At 68.7% G+C, this 14,621-nt stretch carries 12 protein-coding genes; 2 read left to right on the top strand and 10 right to left on the bottom strand.

Features of this window, described 5'->3' with window-relative positions:
- Positions 1–51: 51 nt before the first annotated feature.
- The 4 genes from ACZ5J1_RS06375 to ACZ5J1_RS06360 all read right to left on the bottom strand — a co-directional run bounded on the left by ACZ5J1_RS06375 (position 52) and on the right by ACZ5J1_RS06360 (position 4,957).
- Positions 52–921 carry an ABC transporter permease gene (locus ACZ5J1_RS06375; RefSeq protein ID WP_464563590.1) on the bottom strand — a complete coding sequence of 290 codons (870 nt, stop codon included), beginning with the start codon at positions 919–921 and terminating at the stop codon, positions 52–54.
- A 211-nt stretch (positions 922–1,132) separates the two neighbouring features.
- Positions 1,133–2,908: an aspartate--tRNA ligase gene (gene aspS, locus ACZ5J1_RS06370; RefSeq protein WP_464563589.1), complete on the bottom strand. Its 1,776-nt coding sequence runs from the start codon at positions 2,906–2,908 to the stop codon at positions 1,133–1,135.
- Complete coding sequence (gene hisS / locus ACZ5J1_RS06365; RefSeq protein WP_464563587.1) at positions 2,905–4,272, bottom strand: histidine--tRNA ligase; 1,368 nt, start codon at positions 4,270–4,272, stop codon at positions 2,905–2,907. The genes aspS and hisS overlap by 4 nt, the downstream gene beginning before the upstream one ends.
- Positions 4,273–4,282: 10 nt before the next feature.
- Complete coding sequence (locus ACZ5J1_RS06360) at positions 4,283–4,957, bottom strand: MBL fold metallo-hydrolase (protein ID WP_464563585.1); 675 nt, start codon at positions 4,955–4,957, stop codon at positions 4,283–4,285.
- 77 nt (positions 4,958–5,034) lie between these two features.
- On the opposite strand from ACZ5J1_RS06360, the gene ACZ5J1_RS06355 reads away from it, so the two are divergent.
- Complete coding sequence (locus ACZ5J1_RS06355; RefSeq protein ID WP_464564724.1) at positions 5,035–6,285, top strand: DUF349 domain-containing protein; 1,251 nt, start codon at positions 5,035–5,037, stop codon at positions 6,283–6,285.
- Between the two features lie 15 nt (positions 6,286–6,300).
- Here ACZ5J1_RS06355 and ypfJ read toward each other — a convergent pair whose 3' ends face one another.
- Positions 6,301–7,164 (bottom strand): KPN_02809 family neutral zinc metallopeptidase, encoded by an 864-nt coding sequence (ypfJ, locus tag ACZ5J1_RS06350; protein ID WP_464563583.1) that lies wholly within the window; start codon positions 7,162–7,164, stop codon positions 6,301–6,303.
- Between the two features lie 190 nt (positions 7,165–7,354).
- Between ypfJ and ACZ5J1_RS06345 the strand changes: the two genes are divergently transcribed.
- Positions 7,355–8,281 carry a DUF559 domain-containing protein gene (locus ACZ5J1_RS06345; RefSeq protein ID WP_464563581.1) on the top strand — a complete coding sequence of 309 codons (927 nt, stop codon included), beginning with the start codon at positions 7,355–7,357 and terminating at the stop codon, positions 8,279–8,281.
- A gap of 84 nt (positions 8,282–8,365) precedes the next feature.
- Here the strand turns inward: ACZ5J1_RS06345 and ACZ5J1_RS06340 are convergent, their stop codons facing one another.
- Genes ACZ5J1_RS06340 through yajC form a run of 5 tightly spaced genes read right to left on the bottom strand, consistent with a single transcriptional unit; the run spans position 8,366 to position 14,556 of the window.
- Complete coding sequence (locus ACZ5J1_RS06340; protein ID WP_464563579.1) at positions 8,366–10,723, bottom strand: RelA/SpoT family protein; 2,358 nt, start codon at positions 10,721–10,723, stop codon at positions 8,366–8,368.
- Positions 10,724–10,727: 4 nt separating this feature from the next.
- Entirely contained in the window at positions 10,728–11,261 is a 534-nt protein-coding gene (locus ACZ5J1_RS06335) for an adenine phosphoribosyltransferase (RefSeq protein ID WP_464563577.1), read from the bottom strand.
- 14 nt (positions 11,262–11,275) lie between these two features.
- Positions 11,276–12,511, bottom strand: a complete 1,236-nt coding sequence (gene secF / locus ACZ5J1_RS06330) for a protein translocase subunit SecF (RefSeq protein ID WP_464563576.1) — start codon at positions 12,509–12,511, stop codon at positions 11,276–11,278.
- Positions 12,511–14,193, bottom strand: a complete 1,683-nt coding sequence (secD, locus tag ACZ5J1_RS06325; RefSeq protein ID WP_464563574.1) for a protein translocase subunit SecD — start codon at positions 14,191–14,193, stop codon at positions 12,511–12,513. The genes secF and secD overlap by 1 nt, the downstream gene beginning before the upstream one ends.
- Positions 14,194–14,199: 6 nt before the next feature.
- The gene (gene yajC / locus ACZ5J1_RS06320) at positions 14,200–14,556 is read right to left on the bottom strand and encodes a preprotein translocase subunit YajC (protein WP_464563573.1); all 357 of its coding nucleotides are present in this window, start codon (positions 14,554–14,556) and stop codon (positions 14,200–14,202) included.
- Positions 14,557–14,621 lie beyond the last annotated feature (65 nt).

The raw sequence follows: 14,621 nt of genomic DNA, 5'->3' as shown, positions 1-14,621 counted from the left end.
GGCGGCACTGACTGGTGACCCACTGTCACCAGAGACTGTGGGGGCGCTGGATCAGCGGTTGGACTTCGGGTCGAGCGCATCGCGCAGGCCGTCACCCAGCAGGTTGAAGCAGACGACGAGCGTGGCGATCGTGACGCCCGGGAGCAGGAAGTAGAAGGGCACGATCTGCGCGTAGTTGAGCGTGTCGTAGAGGACGTTGCCCAGGGTCGGCGTGGGCGGCGGGACGCTGACGCCCATGTAGGACAGCGCCGCCTCGGTGGAGATGTACAGCGGCAGGATCAGCGTGAACTGGATCAGCAGCAGGGTCCACAGGTTCGGCAGGATCTCCTTGAGGTAGATCCGGCGCCGCGAGGCACCGAGCACGACCGCGGCGTCGACGAACTCGCGCTGCCGGGTCGAGAGCACCTGGGCACGGACGAGCCGGCACAGGCCCGGCCAGCCGAAGACGGCCATCACCACGGTGACGTAGAGCGCGGCGGCGAACGGCTTGTTCGAGATGCCGATCGTCTCCTGGATGAACGCCAGGGCCAGACCCGAGAGCGCCAGCAGCATCAGCTGCTGCGGGAAGGACAGCACCAGGTCGCAGGAACGGCCGATGAGGCCGTCGAGCCACCCGCCCCGCATGCCGGCGATGATGCCGAGCAGGGTGCCGACGAAGACGGAGAGCAGGCTGGAGATCAGCGCGATCGTGACCGAGATCGACAGGCCGAGCCACACCCGGGACAGCATGTCGCGGCCCGAACCCGGCTCGATGCCGAGCGGGTGCTGCCACGAGGCACCACTGAAGGCGCCCTGGGGAAGCGTGTCCTCGCCCAGCAGGTCCTGGTGGAACGAGTACGGGTCGATGATGCCCAGCTTGAGCACGATCGGCGCCGTGATCGCCAGCACGACGAACCCGACGATCACCCAGAAGGAGACCATCGAACGTCGGTCTTCCCGGAAGCGCGCCAAGGCAAGCTGATTGGGCGACTTGCTGGCGACCGCGGTCGCCGGTGCGGCTTGGGCAGGCGGAAGTGCCTCGGTGGTTGTCACAAGTGTGACCCTAAGTGACCAAACGACCCCGACCGATCAATCGGGAGTAACGATTGGATCAAGACGGGGCCGTAGGGTCACGAGTCGGTCACGATGCTGCTCAGGCGGGGTCGTCGACCTGCTTCGGCTTGGCGTCGACGCCGGCCTCCTTGCGCTGCTCGACGGTGATCGGCGCAGGCGCCTCGGTGAGCGGGTCGAACCCGCCACCGGACTTCGGGAAGGCGATCACGTCGCGGATCGAGTCCACCTTGGCCAGGTGGGCCACGACGCGGTCGAGACCGAGCGCGATGCCGCCGTGCGGCGGGGCGCCGAACTTGAAGGCGTCGAGCAGGAAGCCGAACTTCTCGTCGGCCTCGTCGTCACTGATCCCCATCACGTTGAAGACGCGCTTCTGCATCTCCTCACGGTGGATACGGATCGATCCGCCGCCGAGCTCGGAGCCGTTGCAGACGATGTCGTAGGCGTAGGCCAGGGCCGAGCCCGGGTCGGAGTCGAAGGTCTCGGCGAACTCCGGCTTCGGACCGGTGAACGCGTGGTGGACCGCGGTCCAGGCACCCGCGCCGACGGCGACGTCACCGGAGGCGACGGCGTCGCTGGCCGGCTCGAACATGGGAGCGTCGACGACCCAGACGAACTCGAACCGCTCGGGGTCGAGGTGACCGAGGCGCTTGCCGATCTCGAGGCGGGCCGCACCGAGCAGCGCCCGGCTGGCCTTGGTCGCACCGGCGGCGAAGAACGCGCAGTCCCCCGCCTTCGCGCCGACCAGCTCGGCCAGACCGGCCTGCTCGGCCTCGGAGAGGTTCTTGGCGACCGGGCCGCCCAGGGTGCCGTCCTCGTTGAACAGCACGTAGGCCAGACCGCGGGCACCGCGCTGCTTGGCCCAGTCCTGCCAGGCGTCGAGCTGCTTGCGCGGCTGGCTGGCGCCACCCGGCATCAGGACGGCGCCGACGTACTCGGACTGGAAGACCCGGAACGGGGTCTCCTTGAAGTAGTCGGTCGCCTCGATCAGCTCCAGGCCGAAGCGGAGGTCGGGCTTGTCCGAACCGTAGAGACGCATCGCGTCGGCGTAGGTCATCCGACGGATCGGGGTGGCGATCTCGACGCCGATGGTGCGCCACATCGCGGAGAGGACGTCCTCCATCATCTCGATGACGTCGTCCTGGTCGACGAAGCTCATCTCGATGTCGAGCTGGGTGAACTCCGGCTGCCGGTCGGCGCGGAAGTCCTCGTCGCGGTAGCAGCGTGCGATCTGGAAGTACTTCTCGATGCCGCCGACCATGAGGAGCTGCTTGAACAGCTGGGGGCTCTGCGGCAGCGCGTACCAGCTACCGGGCGAGAGCCGCGCCGGGACCAGGAAGTCACGGGCACCCTCGGGGGTGGAGCGGGTCAGGGTGGGGGTCTCGACCTCGGTGAAGCCGCGACCGGTCAGGACCCCGCGCAGGGCGGCGTAGACGTCGGAGCGCAGCCGGATCGCGGCGGCCGGGCCGGAGCGGCGCAGGTCGAGGTAGCGGTACTTGAGGCGCGCCTCCTCGCCGACCTCCACGTGGTCATCGATCTGGAACGGGAGCGCGGCAGCGGTGTTGAGCACCTCGACGTCGTGGGCCACGATCTCGATCTCACCGGTGGCGAGGTTCGGGTTGATGTTGCCCTCGGTGCGCGCGACGACCTCACCGGTCACCTTGAGCACGAACTCGTTGCGCAGCGGGTGCGCGACGGCCTCGTCGCGGATGACGACCTGGACGATGCCACTGGCGTCGCGCAGGTCGATGAAGGCCACACCACCGTGGTCGCGGCGACGGCCGACCCACCCGGCGAGGGTGACGGTCTGGCCGACGTGGTCGGCTCGCAGGGTGCCGGCGTCATGGGTGCGGATCACTTCGTTGTCTCCTGTGCTGCGGTGGTGGCTGCGGTGCTGGCTGCAGTGATGGTGGGGCGGAGGTCCTCGCTCGGAGGCGCCCAGGTCTCGGGGTCCATCGGGGTCTGGTCCCCGCTGCGGATGTCCTTGATCTCCGGACCATTCTCGGTCACGAAGAGGACGAACGGGATGCCGCGCTTCTCGGCGAAGCGGATCTGGCGGCCGAACTTGTCGGCCTTGGGGGCGATCTCGGTCGCGATCCCACGGCTTCGCAGCTGGGCTGCCAGTCGATCAGCCTGAGGACGCGACTCCTCGTCGGTGAGAGCGACCAGGACAGCGCTGGGCACGCTCCGGTTCGCCGTCACGGCACCGTCCCCGATCAGGGGGACCAGGGTGCGGCTGACGCCGAACGAGATGCCGACGCCGGGGTAGGTGCTGCGACCGTCACTGGCCAGGGCGTCGTACCGTCCGCCGGAGCAGATCGAGCCGAGGCCCTCGTACCCGTCGAGGCGGGTCTCGAAGACGGTGCCGGTGTAGTAGTCCAGGCCGCGGGCGATCGAGAGGTCGGCCACGACCCGGACCCGGTCGTCGGTGATCGCGGCGCAGCCCTCGATCACGGCGGCCAGCTCGGTGAGGCCCTCGGTCAGCAGCGGGTGGGTGACGCCGAGCGCCTCGACCGCCGCGACGAAGCTGGTGTCGTCGGTCGTGATCTGGGCCAGGGCGAGGGTCTGCTCGGCCTGGTCGGCGGTGAGTCCAGCATCCGTCTGCAGCAGCTCGGCGATCTTCTCGGCCGGAACCTTGTCGAGCTTGTCGACGACCTGCATCACCTTGGTCGGGTCCGCGGCGCCGAGGCCGGCGTAGAAGCCCTGGATCAGCTTGCGGTTGTTGACCTGGATCCGGAAGCCGGGCAGGAAGGTGAGCTTGCCCAGCGCCTCGGCCATCACCCGGGCGACCTCGACGTCGTGGTGGAAGCCGAGGGTGTCGCGGCCGACGACGTCGATGTCGGCCTGGGTGAACTCCCGGAACCGGCCCGCCTGCGGGCGCTCGCCGCGCCAGACCTTCTGGATCTGGTAGCGCCGGAACGGGAACTCGAGCTTGCCGGAGTTCTCCAGCACGAACCGGGCGAACGGGACGGTCAGGTCGAAGTGCAGGCCCATCCCGGCGTCGCCGGCCCCCTCGTCCTGGAGCCGCTTGAGGACGTAGACCTCCTTGGAGGTCTCGCCCTTGGCGAGCAGCTGGTCCATCGGTTCGACCGCGCGGGTCTCGAGGTTGGCGAAGCCGTGCAGCTCGAAGGTGCTGGCCAGGGTGGCGAGGACCTGCTGCTCGACGATGCGGTCGGCGGGCAGGAACTCAGGGAAGCCGGAGAGCGGCGTGGGCTTGGGCATGTCGGTCCTGTCACAGGTCCTGGAGGAAGGGGTTGGTGGCGCGTTCGCAGCCGATGGACGTCTGCTCGCCGTGGCCGGGGAGCACCACGATGTCGTCGGCGAGCGGGAGCACCTTGGTGCGCAGGCTGGTCAGCATCTGGGCGTGGTCCCCGCCCGGGAGGTCGGTGCGGCCGATGGAACCGGCGAAGAGCAGGTCCCCGGAGAACATCACCTCGGAGATGTCGGCCGGGTCGGTCCACGGCGTCCGGAAGGCGACCGAGCCGGCGGTGTGGCCCGGCGCGTGGTCGACGGTGAACGTCAGGCCCGCGATCTCGAGGCGCTGACCGTCGGTGAGCTCCGCGACGTCGTCGGGTTCGGCGAAGGTGTAGTCCCCGCCGAGCAGCATCCGAGCGCTCTGCGGGCTGACCCCGGCCATCGGGTCGGCCAGGAGGTGTCGGTCCCCCGGGTGGATCCACGCGGTGGCGTCGTACGTCCCGGCGACGGGGGCGACGGAGAACATGTGGTCGATGTGGCCGTGGGTGAGCATGATCGCGACCGGCTTGAGCCGGTGCTCGCGGACCAGGTCGGCGATGCCGGACGCTGCATCCTGGCCCGGATCGATGATGACGCACTCGGTCCCCGGGCCGGTCGCGGCCACGTAGCAGTTGGTGCCCCACGCACCTGCAGGGAAACCGGCGATCAGCACCCCGGAAGCCTAGCGAGGAACAGACCGGCGCACTGCATCGGCCAGCATCGACCCAGGAAACGTCAGGCATGCATAGGATGTGGGCCGTGACCACGCCTGAGCCTGACAACACCCCCTGGGGTCGCGTCGACGAGGACCGCAATGTGTACGTGCGCACCGCTGACGGGGAGCGCGCTGTCGGACAGTTCCTCGACGGGAGCGCCGAGGAAGCACTTGCGTTCTTCACCGACAAGTACGACCAGCTCGCCTTCGAGGTGGAGCAGCTCGTGCTGCGGGTGAACGCCGGGAAGGTCACGCCGGACGAAGCCGCCGAGGCGGTCAAGATCGTCCGGGGGCGCGTCACCGACGCTCGTGCGGTCGGCGACCTGGCCGCCCTGAACGCCAAGCTGGACGCGCTCGCCCCCGTGCTCGCCGCCCAGCGCGAGGCCCGCAAGGCCGAGCGTTCGGCACGCGCCGAGGAGACCCGCGTCGCCAAGGACGCGATCGTGACCGAGGCCGAGACCCTGGCCGTCGGCACCGACTGGCGCAACGGCGCCAACCGGCTCCGCGACCTGCTCGAGGCATGGAAGGTGCTCCCCCGGCTCGACCGCGGCAGCGACGAGGCGCTCTGGAAGCGCTTCTCCACCGCGCGGACGACGTACACCCGGCGCCGCAAGGCGCACTTCGCCGAGCTCAACGAGAAGCGGGCGGGTGCGCAGGCGATCAAGGAGAAGCTGGTCGTCGAGGCCGAGGCGCTCTCGGCGTCGGACGACTGGGGCGTCACCGCTGGGCGCTACCGCGACCTGATGGCGCGCTGGAAGGCCGCCGGCCCGGCGCCCAAGGAGATCGACGACGCGCTGTGGAAGCGCTTCCGCGCCGCCCAGGACGCCTTCTTCGGCGCGCGTGACGAGACGAACGCTCAGATCGACGCGGAGTTCGCCGCCAACGCCGAGGTCAAGGAAGTCATCCTGGTCGAGGCCGAGGCGCTGCTGCCGGTGACCGACCTGGCCGCGGCCAAGGCCGCGTTCCGCGACCTCGCCGACCGCTGGGACGCGGCCGGCAAGGTGCCCCGGGCTCGGATCAAGGAGCTCGAGGGCCGGATGCGCAAGGTCGAGCAGGCGATCAAGGCCGGCGAGGACGAGCAGTGGCGCAAGTCCGACCCGGAGAAGTCGGCTCGCGCCGACGACATGATCACCAAGCTCGAGGACGCGATCGCGAAGATCGAGGCCGACATCGCCAAGGCCGAGGCCGCCGGGGATGCCAAGAAGGTCGCGACGCTGCAGGAGAACCTCGACGGTCGCCGCGCCTTCCTCGACATGGCCAAGAAGGCTTCCGAAGACTTCTCCTGACCTGCCCGCCCCGGATCAGGTGCCGAGCTGTCGGGCGCTGACCGAGAACGTGTCACACGCCCGCGGCCCCTCGTCGAAGCCGGTCTCGAACCACTGCTGGCGCGCCGCGCTGGACCCGTGCGTCCAGGTCTCGGGGTTCGCCTGACCCTGCGTGCGCTCCTGGATGCTGTCGTCACCGACCGCGGCCGCGGCGTTCAGCGCGTCGGCGATCTCCGCCTTCGTCGGCGGCTCCAGGATCCGGTCCTGGCCGCGTGAGGCGGCTCCGATCCACGCGCCCGCGTAGCAGTCGGCCTGGAGCTCGAGCCGGACCGAGTCCGAGGCACGGCCGGTCGCGCGCAGGTCGAGGCCCTTCGTCTGGCCGGTGATCGCCTGGATGTGGTGGCCCCACTCGTGCCCGACGACGTAGACCTGCGCGAGCGGCCCCGCCGTGGCACCGAACTGGTCGCGCAGGACGTCCCAGAACGAGGTGTCGAGGTAGATCTGCTGGTCGGCCGGGCAGTAGAACGGCCCGACGGCGGACGTTGCGCTCCCGCACCCGGTCGAGGTAGCGCCGTCGAAGATGATGATCTGCGGGTCCGTGGCGCCCTTCACCTGGCTCGCCCAGTAGACCTTCAGCGACGCGGCCGAGGCCTGCACCCGACAGTCGATGTCGTCGTTGGCCTGCTGTGCCGAGCAGCTCAGCGCGGTCTCGCTCGGATCGCCGGCCGGGTCACCTCCCGACGCGCCGAGCAGCGCCGACGGATCGACGCCCGTGAGCGCGGCGATCAGCACGACGATCAGGGCCAGCCCACCACCGCCCAGGCCGAGCCCGATCCCCGCGCTCCTCCCCCGGCGACTCACCCGGCCGCCCGAGATGTCCGAGTTCGGATCGAACGTCATGCTCCGAGGCTATCCCCACCCGCGACTTGAGGGTTCCAACCGCCGACTTGAGGGTTCCAACCGCCGAGTTGAGGGTTGGTGCAGCCGAGTTGAGCCACGTTCCGTCCCAGACTGTGGTGCCTGAGAGGTTTGTCCACAGCTGGGGCGATCCCAGGAACGACCGCGTCGTGTTCAGATGCAACGTCGGCCCATGGTCGCCATCGTTCTCTCCCCGGTTCCTGATGTTCCCTTCACGCGCTCCGATCTCGCCAGGTTCGCGATCTCCGACGCCCAGCTGCGGGCATGGATCGCCGCCGGCACCGTCAAGCGCCCGACTCGAGGGCTCTACATCCCTGATCATCTGGGTGACACGCTCACCATGCGCGCCTACGCCCTGTCTCTGGTGGTCACGCAACATCACGTTGTGGTCGATCGGACGGCGGCCTGGCTGCACGGGGTCGGATCCTTCGCCTACGGCGAACTTCAGACCGTCCCACCGATCGAAACCTGTGCACTCCCCGGTCATCGCCCGACCGAGCGGCCCCTGACTCGCGGTCGCACCCGTGACCTCAGTCCTGATGATGTCGTCGACATCGGCGGCCTTTCAGTGACATCGCCACTCCGGACGACCCTCGACCTGGGCTGTCATCTCCGCCGGCGCGAGGCGTTCGCTGCGATGTGCGCGCTGGTCGACAGCTGTGGCATCGAACTCAGGTCGCTGGTCGAGACCAGCCTGAGATTCCGCGGTCGCCGGGGCGTCGTACAACTGCGCGATCTCCTGACTAAACTCGTCCAGGGCCTGGAATCACCACGCGAGGGATGGACTTACTTGGCCATCCTCGACGCCGGCCTTCCGGCACCAACGCTGCAATTCTGGATCGAGATCGACGGCGTCCCGACCTACCGACTCGACTTCGCCTACGAGAAGCGACGAATCGCCATCGAGTACGACGGCCGCGAAGGTCACAGCACACCAGAGCAGCTCCAGCACGATGCCGAGCGACGCGCGTGGCTCGTCGCGAACGGCTGGATCGTCATCGTGATCAAGGTAGGCGACTTCTCCGGCCGTGGGATGGACCGGTGGCTGGGCGAACTTCGGCAAGCGCTGGCGTCGACGTACTCGTCCCGGCGTTGGTAACCCTCAACTCGGGGCCAATAACCCTCAAGTCGGCGGTCGGAAACCTCAAGTCGGCGCCCCGAACCCTCAATTCGGCGGAGGGGACTACGACGTCACTCGGTAGGCGTCGAAGACGCCGGGGACGGAGCGGACCGACTTCAGGACCTGGTCGAGGTGCTTGGCGTCGGCCATCTCGAAGGTGAAACGGCTCTTGGCGACGCGGTCGCGGTTGGTCGAGAGGTTGGCCGAAAGGATGTTCACGTGGCTGTCCGAGAGGGCCATCGTGATGTCGGAGAGCAGCCGGGAGCGGTCGAGGGCCTCGACCTGGATGTTGACCAGGAAGACCGCGGTGGCGCTCTGGGACCACTCGACGTCGATCATCCGCTCAGGGTGGGTGTGGAGCGAGTCGGCGTTCGTGCAGTTCTCCCGGTGGACCGAGACCCCGCCGGCCTTGGTGACGAAGCCGATGATCTCGTCACCCGGAACCGGGGTGCAGCACTTGGCGAGCTTGGCCCAGACGTCGGGCTGCCCCTTGACCAGGACGCCGACGTCGGTCGACGTGGTGGCCTGACCGCGGCTGGAGCGCCGGGTCAGGGTGACGGCCTCGGCCAGGTCCTCCTGCGCCGCGTCGCTGCCACCGTGCTCGTCGACCACCCGGCGCACGACCGCCTGCGCGGAGATGTTGTGCTCGCCGACCGCGGCGTACAACGCTTCGACGTCGGCCACGTTGAAGTGCTTCGCCGCCAGGGTCAGCGACTCGTGGGAGAGCAGCCGCTTGAGCGGGAGCCCTTCCTTGCGCATCATCTTGGCGATCTGCTCCTGGCCCTTCTCGATCGCCTCGTCGCGGCGCTCACGGGTGAACCAGGCCTTGATCTTCGAGCGGGCACGACTCGACTTCACGAAGCTGAGCCAGTCGTGGGACGGACCGGCGGTCGGCGACTTCGAGGTGAAGACCTCGACCGTGTCGCCGTTCGTCAGCGTCGACTCGAGCGGCACGAGACGACCGTTGACCCGCGCCCCGATGGTGTGGTGCCCGACCTCGGTGTGGACCGCGTAGGCGAAGTCGACCGGGGTGGCGTCGGCGGGCAGTGCGATCACGTCGCCCTTGGGCGTGAAGACGTAGACCTCGGTCCGGTTCATCTCGAAGCGGAGCGACTCCAGGAACTCGCCCGGGTCCTCGACCTCGGACTGCCAGTCGAGCAGGGTCCGGACCCAGCTCATGTCCTGGCCGCCGGCCTCGGGGCCGAGCGGGCGGTCGGTGTCGACCCCGGCTCGCCCGTCCTCCTTGTACTTCCAGTGCGCGGCGACACCGTACTCAGCGCGACGGTGCATCGCGAAGGTCCGGATCTGCATCTCGACCGGCTTGCCGGCCGGCCCGATCACCGTGGTGTGCAGCGACTGGTAGAGGTTGAACTTCGGCATCGCGACGTAGTCCTTGAACCGGCCGAGGACCGGGTTCCAGCGCGAGTGCAGCACACCGAGGACCGAGTAGCAGTCCCGGTCGGAGTCGACCAGGATCCGGATCCCGACCAGGTCGTAGATGTCGGCGAAGTCCTTACCGCCCACGATCATCTTCTGGTAGATCGAGTAGTAGTGCTTCGGGCGCCCGGTGACGGTCGCCTTGATCTTCGACTCCTTCAGGTCCTCCTGGACCTGGCTGATCACCTGCGCGAGGAACTGGTCGCGCGAGGGTGCGCGGACGGCGACCAGGCGCACGATCTCGTCGTAGATCTTGGGGTGCAGGGTCGCGAAGGCGAGGTCCTCCATCTCCCACTTGATCGTGTTCATGCCGAGCCGATGGGCCAGCGGCGCGTAGATGTCGAGCGTCTCGTTGGCCGTCCGCTCCTGGCTCTTGAGCGGGACGTAGCGCAGGGTGCGCAGGTTGTGCAGCCGGTCGGCGAGCTTGATCACGAGGACCCGGATGTCGCGCGACATCGCCACGATCATCTTGCGGATGGTCTCCGACTGCGCGGAGTCGCCGTACTGGACCTTGTCCAGCTTGGTGACGCCGTCGACGAGCTGGGCGACCTCGGCGCCGAACTCCTTCTTCAGCTGCTCGAGCGTGTACGGCGTGTCCTCGACCGTGTCGTGCAGCAGCGCGGCGACCAGGGTCGCTTCGGTCATGCCCAGCTCGGCGAGGATCGTGGTGACGGCGAGCGGGTGGGTGATGTACGGGTCGCCGCTCTTGCGCATCTGCCCGCGGTGGAGCCGCTCGGCGGTCACGTAGGCGCGCTCGAGCAGCGCCAGGTCGGCCTTCGGGTGGTTGGTCCGAACGGCGCGGAACAACGGCTCCAGGACCGGGTTCGCGGCCCCGCTGCGCTGACCCATCCGAGCCAGTCGGGCCCGCATGCTGCGCCCGGAGGTGACACCGCCGCCCGGCGCCGGGGCGGGCGAAGGAGTGGGCTCCCCGCTGACCGGGACAGCGCTCCGTCGTGCTGGTGCGACGCTGCGATCCTCGGTCATTCCGTCAGTCTACGGTGACCAGCGAGGTGACGGGCAGCGATGGAAGGGCCGCCCGACCGGGCAGGAACGCCAGCTCGATCAGCACCGCGACACCGGCGACGGTGCCGCCGGAGCGCTCGATCAACCGCCGGGTCGCGGCCAGCGTGCCGCCGGTCGCGAGCACGTCGTCGATCAGCAGCACCCGGTCGCCCGGCACGATCGCGTCGGCGTGGATCTCCAACGTCGCCTGGCCGTACTCGAGGTCGTAGGACTCCCCCACGACCTCGCGCGGCAGCTTCCCGGCCTTGCGGGCAGGGACGAAACCGACGCCGAGCTCGAGGGCGACCGGGGCGGCGAAGATGAACCCGCGCGCCTCGGTGCCGACGACCTTGGTCACCGTCGTGCGACCGCCGGCGTCCAGACCCGCCGCCGCCAGGCCGCTCACCGCTGCACCGAACGCACTCGCGTCGGTGAGCAGCGGCGAGATGTCCTTGAAGACGACACCCGGCGTCGGGTAGTCCGGCACGTCCAGCAGGTACGTCGCCAGATCGATGGTCACCGGAACGGCCCTGCCTACTTCTTGCCGCGCTGCGAACGCGGCTTGCGGCTCGGCTGAGGACGCCCAGCCGCACCGGAGTCCTCGACCGGTCCGTGCGCCTCGGGCGCGATCCGGCCCTTGCCCATCGGACGGGTGTCAGGCGCCGTGCCGGCTCCGGTGCTGGGACGCTCGACCAGCTCGCCGGTCTCCTCGTCGAAGTCGTAGCCCTCCGGGTCCTCCACGGCCATCGACTCGCTGAACGACGGCACCGAGGCGTACTTGTCGGCGGCGTGGCGCTCGCGAGCCTTCGCCCGGCGCTCGGCCAGCTTGACCTCGTCCTCGGTCGACTTGAGGTGGACCAGGATGCGCGGGGCCACCCAGACCGAGGAGAAGACACCCGCGGCCATACCGACGAACTGCGCCAGCGCGAGGTCCTTGAGCGAGCTCGAGCCCAGCAGGATCGAGCTGGTGAAGAGGATCGCGCCGATCGGGATGAGGGCGACGATCGACGTGTTGATCGAGCGCACCAGGGTCTGGTTGACGGCCAGGTTCGCCGCCGGAGCGTACGGCGTCCGCGGGTTCTTGGTGTTCTCCCGGATCTTGTCGAAGACCACGACCGTGTCGTAGAGGGAGAAGCCGAGGATCGCGAGCAGACCGGTCACGGCGGCCGGGGTGACCCGGAAACCGGACAGCGAGTAGACGCCCATCGTGATGACCACGTCGTGGAAGAGCGCGACGAAGGCTGCCGCGGACATCTTCCACTCGCGGAAGTAGATGCCGATGAAGAGCATCGACAGCACCAGGAAGATGATCACGCCGAGGATCGCGCGCTGCGCGACGGCCTGGCCCCAGCTGGCGCCGATCTCGTCCTGCGAGACCTGGTCGGCCGGGATCCCGACGGTGGAGGTGATCAGGGCGAGCATCTTGGTGCTGCCCGCCTGGGACAGCTCCTCGACCTCGATCGTGATGCCGTCGCGGCCCGAGGTGGCCACGGTCGGCTCCTCGGCACCCTCGATGCCGGCTTCAGCGATCGTGTCGCGGAGGGTGTCGACGGTCTCCTGGGTGGCCTGGCTCGAGGTCAGGCCGCTGAGCTGGTACTGGGTACCGCCGGTGAACTCGACACCGAAGGTGAGTCCCTTGAAGACGACGATCAGCAGCGCACCGAGCACGATGGCGCCGGAGATGGAGTACCAGAGCGCTCGCTTGCCGATGAAGTCGAACGACTTCTCACCGGTGTAGAGGTCGTGGCCGAGCTTGGAGAAGTTGAACATCAGGCCTTGCCTCCGACACGGGCCGCACGACGGACCTCACGCGGGTCGACACCGAGCGCGTGCACGCTCAGCCCCGACATCGCGCCGCCGCCGTTGAAGAACTTGTACCGGGCGAGGAAGCTCACCATCGGCTTGGTGAACCAGAAGAGCACGGCGAGGTCGATCAGGGTCGACAGACCCAGAGCGAAACCGAAGCCCTTCACGACACCGGTGGCAAAGATGTAGAGCACCGCAGCGCTCAACAGCGAGACCACGTTGGCCGCCACTCGGGTCTGGCGGGCACGGACCCAGCCGGACTCGACCGCGACCCGCATCGACTTGCCGTCGCGCATCTCGTCGCGGATGCGCTCGAAGAAGATGATGAACGAGTCGGCAGTGATACCGACCGCGATGATCAGACCCGCGATACCGGGCAGGGTCAGCGTGAAGCCGGCCGTCTTGCTGAGCAGCAGCACCAGCGCGTAGGTCCAGGCCGCCGCGACCAGCAGCGACGCCAGCACGACGATGCCGAGACCGCGGTAGTAGATCAGGCAGTAGAGCATCACCAGGAACAGGCCGATCGCACCGGCGATCAGGCCCGCGCTGAGCTGGTTGCCGGCGAGGGTCGGACCGACGACCTCGACCGAGACGTCCTTCTCGAACGCGATCGGCAGGGAGCCGTACTTGAGGCTGGTGGCGAGGCTCTTGGCCTCCTCCATCGTGAAGTCGCCCGAGATCTGGGCGCTTCCGCTGATCCGCTCCGAGGCGGTCGGTGCCGAGAGAACGACACCGTCGAGGACGATCGCGAACTGCTGACCGGTCTGCGAGATCGCGCCGGTCGCATCGGCGAAGGTGACCCGGCCGTCCTTGTTGAAGTCGAGCGTGACGACGTAGTTCGCCTGGTTCTGCGGGATCGCGAAGCCGGCGTCAGAGAGCTCGGTGCCCTGGATGATCGTCGGGCTGAGCAGGTACTTGATCTGGCCCGTGGGGTCGCAGGTGATCAGCGGCTGGGCGGGATCGTCGTTGATGTCGCCGGTCGTGGCCGGGCAGGTGAACGCGTTGTACTTGTCGGTCCACTCCGCCGGCGGGTTGTTCATGAACTCCACGGCCGCGTCGAAGACGCTCTTGTCCTCGGCCGGGGCACCGGACGCGGAGGCCGTCGGCGAGCCCGTCGGGCTGGCCGCGGTGACCGACGGCGAGGCGCTGGCGGTCGGGCTGGGGGTGGCGTCGGCCTGCTTCACGCCGTAGCCGAGCGGTGCGCGCTGGGCGGTGCCCGGAGCCGTGATGCCACCGGTGCCGTCGGACGGGGCGACCGCGGAGGAGCCCGTGCCACAGGTGGCACTGGACGACGAGTCACACGCCACGAAGCGGAAGCGGAGCTGGGCCTGGCGGGCCACGGTGTCGACGAGCTCGCGGCGGTTGGCGCCGGGGATCTCGACGACGATGAACTGGTTGCCCTGCGTCGTCACCTCCCCTTCGGAGACACCGGAGCCGTTGACCCGGTTGTCGATGATGCTGCGGGCCTCTTCGAGGTCCTCCTGCGACGGGTTGCCCTTGGCAACCAGGGTGATCCGGGTGCCGCCCTGGAGGTCCAGGCCGAGTTCGGGCTTCCATTTGCCGCCGATGGCCACGAGGCCGTAGGCGATCGCCAAGGCCAGGAAGAACACCACCAGGGTGCGTCCTGGCTGGGACTTGCGTGCCATGGTGTGTCAGTTCTCCTTGGGAGCCTCGGCAGCGCCGGGCTCGTCAGTGTCAGTCGCGTCCTGCGGCTCCGCCGCCTCGATCGCGTCCACGTCGTCGTCAGCCGCCGGCTCGTCCTCGGGCAGCACGTGACCGATCGCCGCCCGGGCGATCTCGACCACGACGCCGTCAGCGATCTCCACACGAGTGTGGTCGTCGGAGTTCTCCACCACCGTGCCGAGGATCCCGGAGGTGAGCATCACCCGGGAGCCGGCCTGAGCCTCACGCTGGGTCTTCTGCTGCTCGACCTGACGGCGACGCTGCGGACGGATCAGGAGGAACCAGAAGACGACCGCAATCAGGAGAAGCGGCAACAACTCAGCCATGAGGAGAACTTTCCAACAGGGGACATGCGACAGGGACCCGGAAGGGTCGACGGGTCAGTGTAGCC

Source organism: Nocardioides sp. JCM 18999, assembly GCF_055391175.1.
The sequence above is the reverse complement of the archived record's forward strand: the minus strand, read 5'-3'. Positions and strand labels throughout refer to the sequence as shown.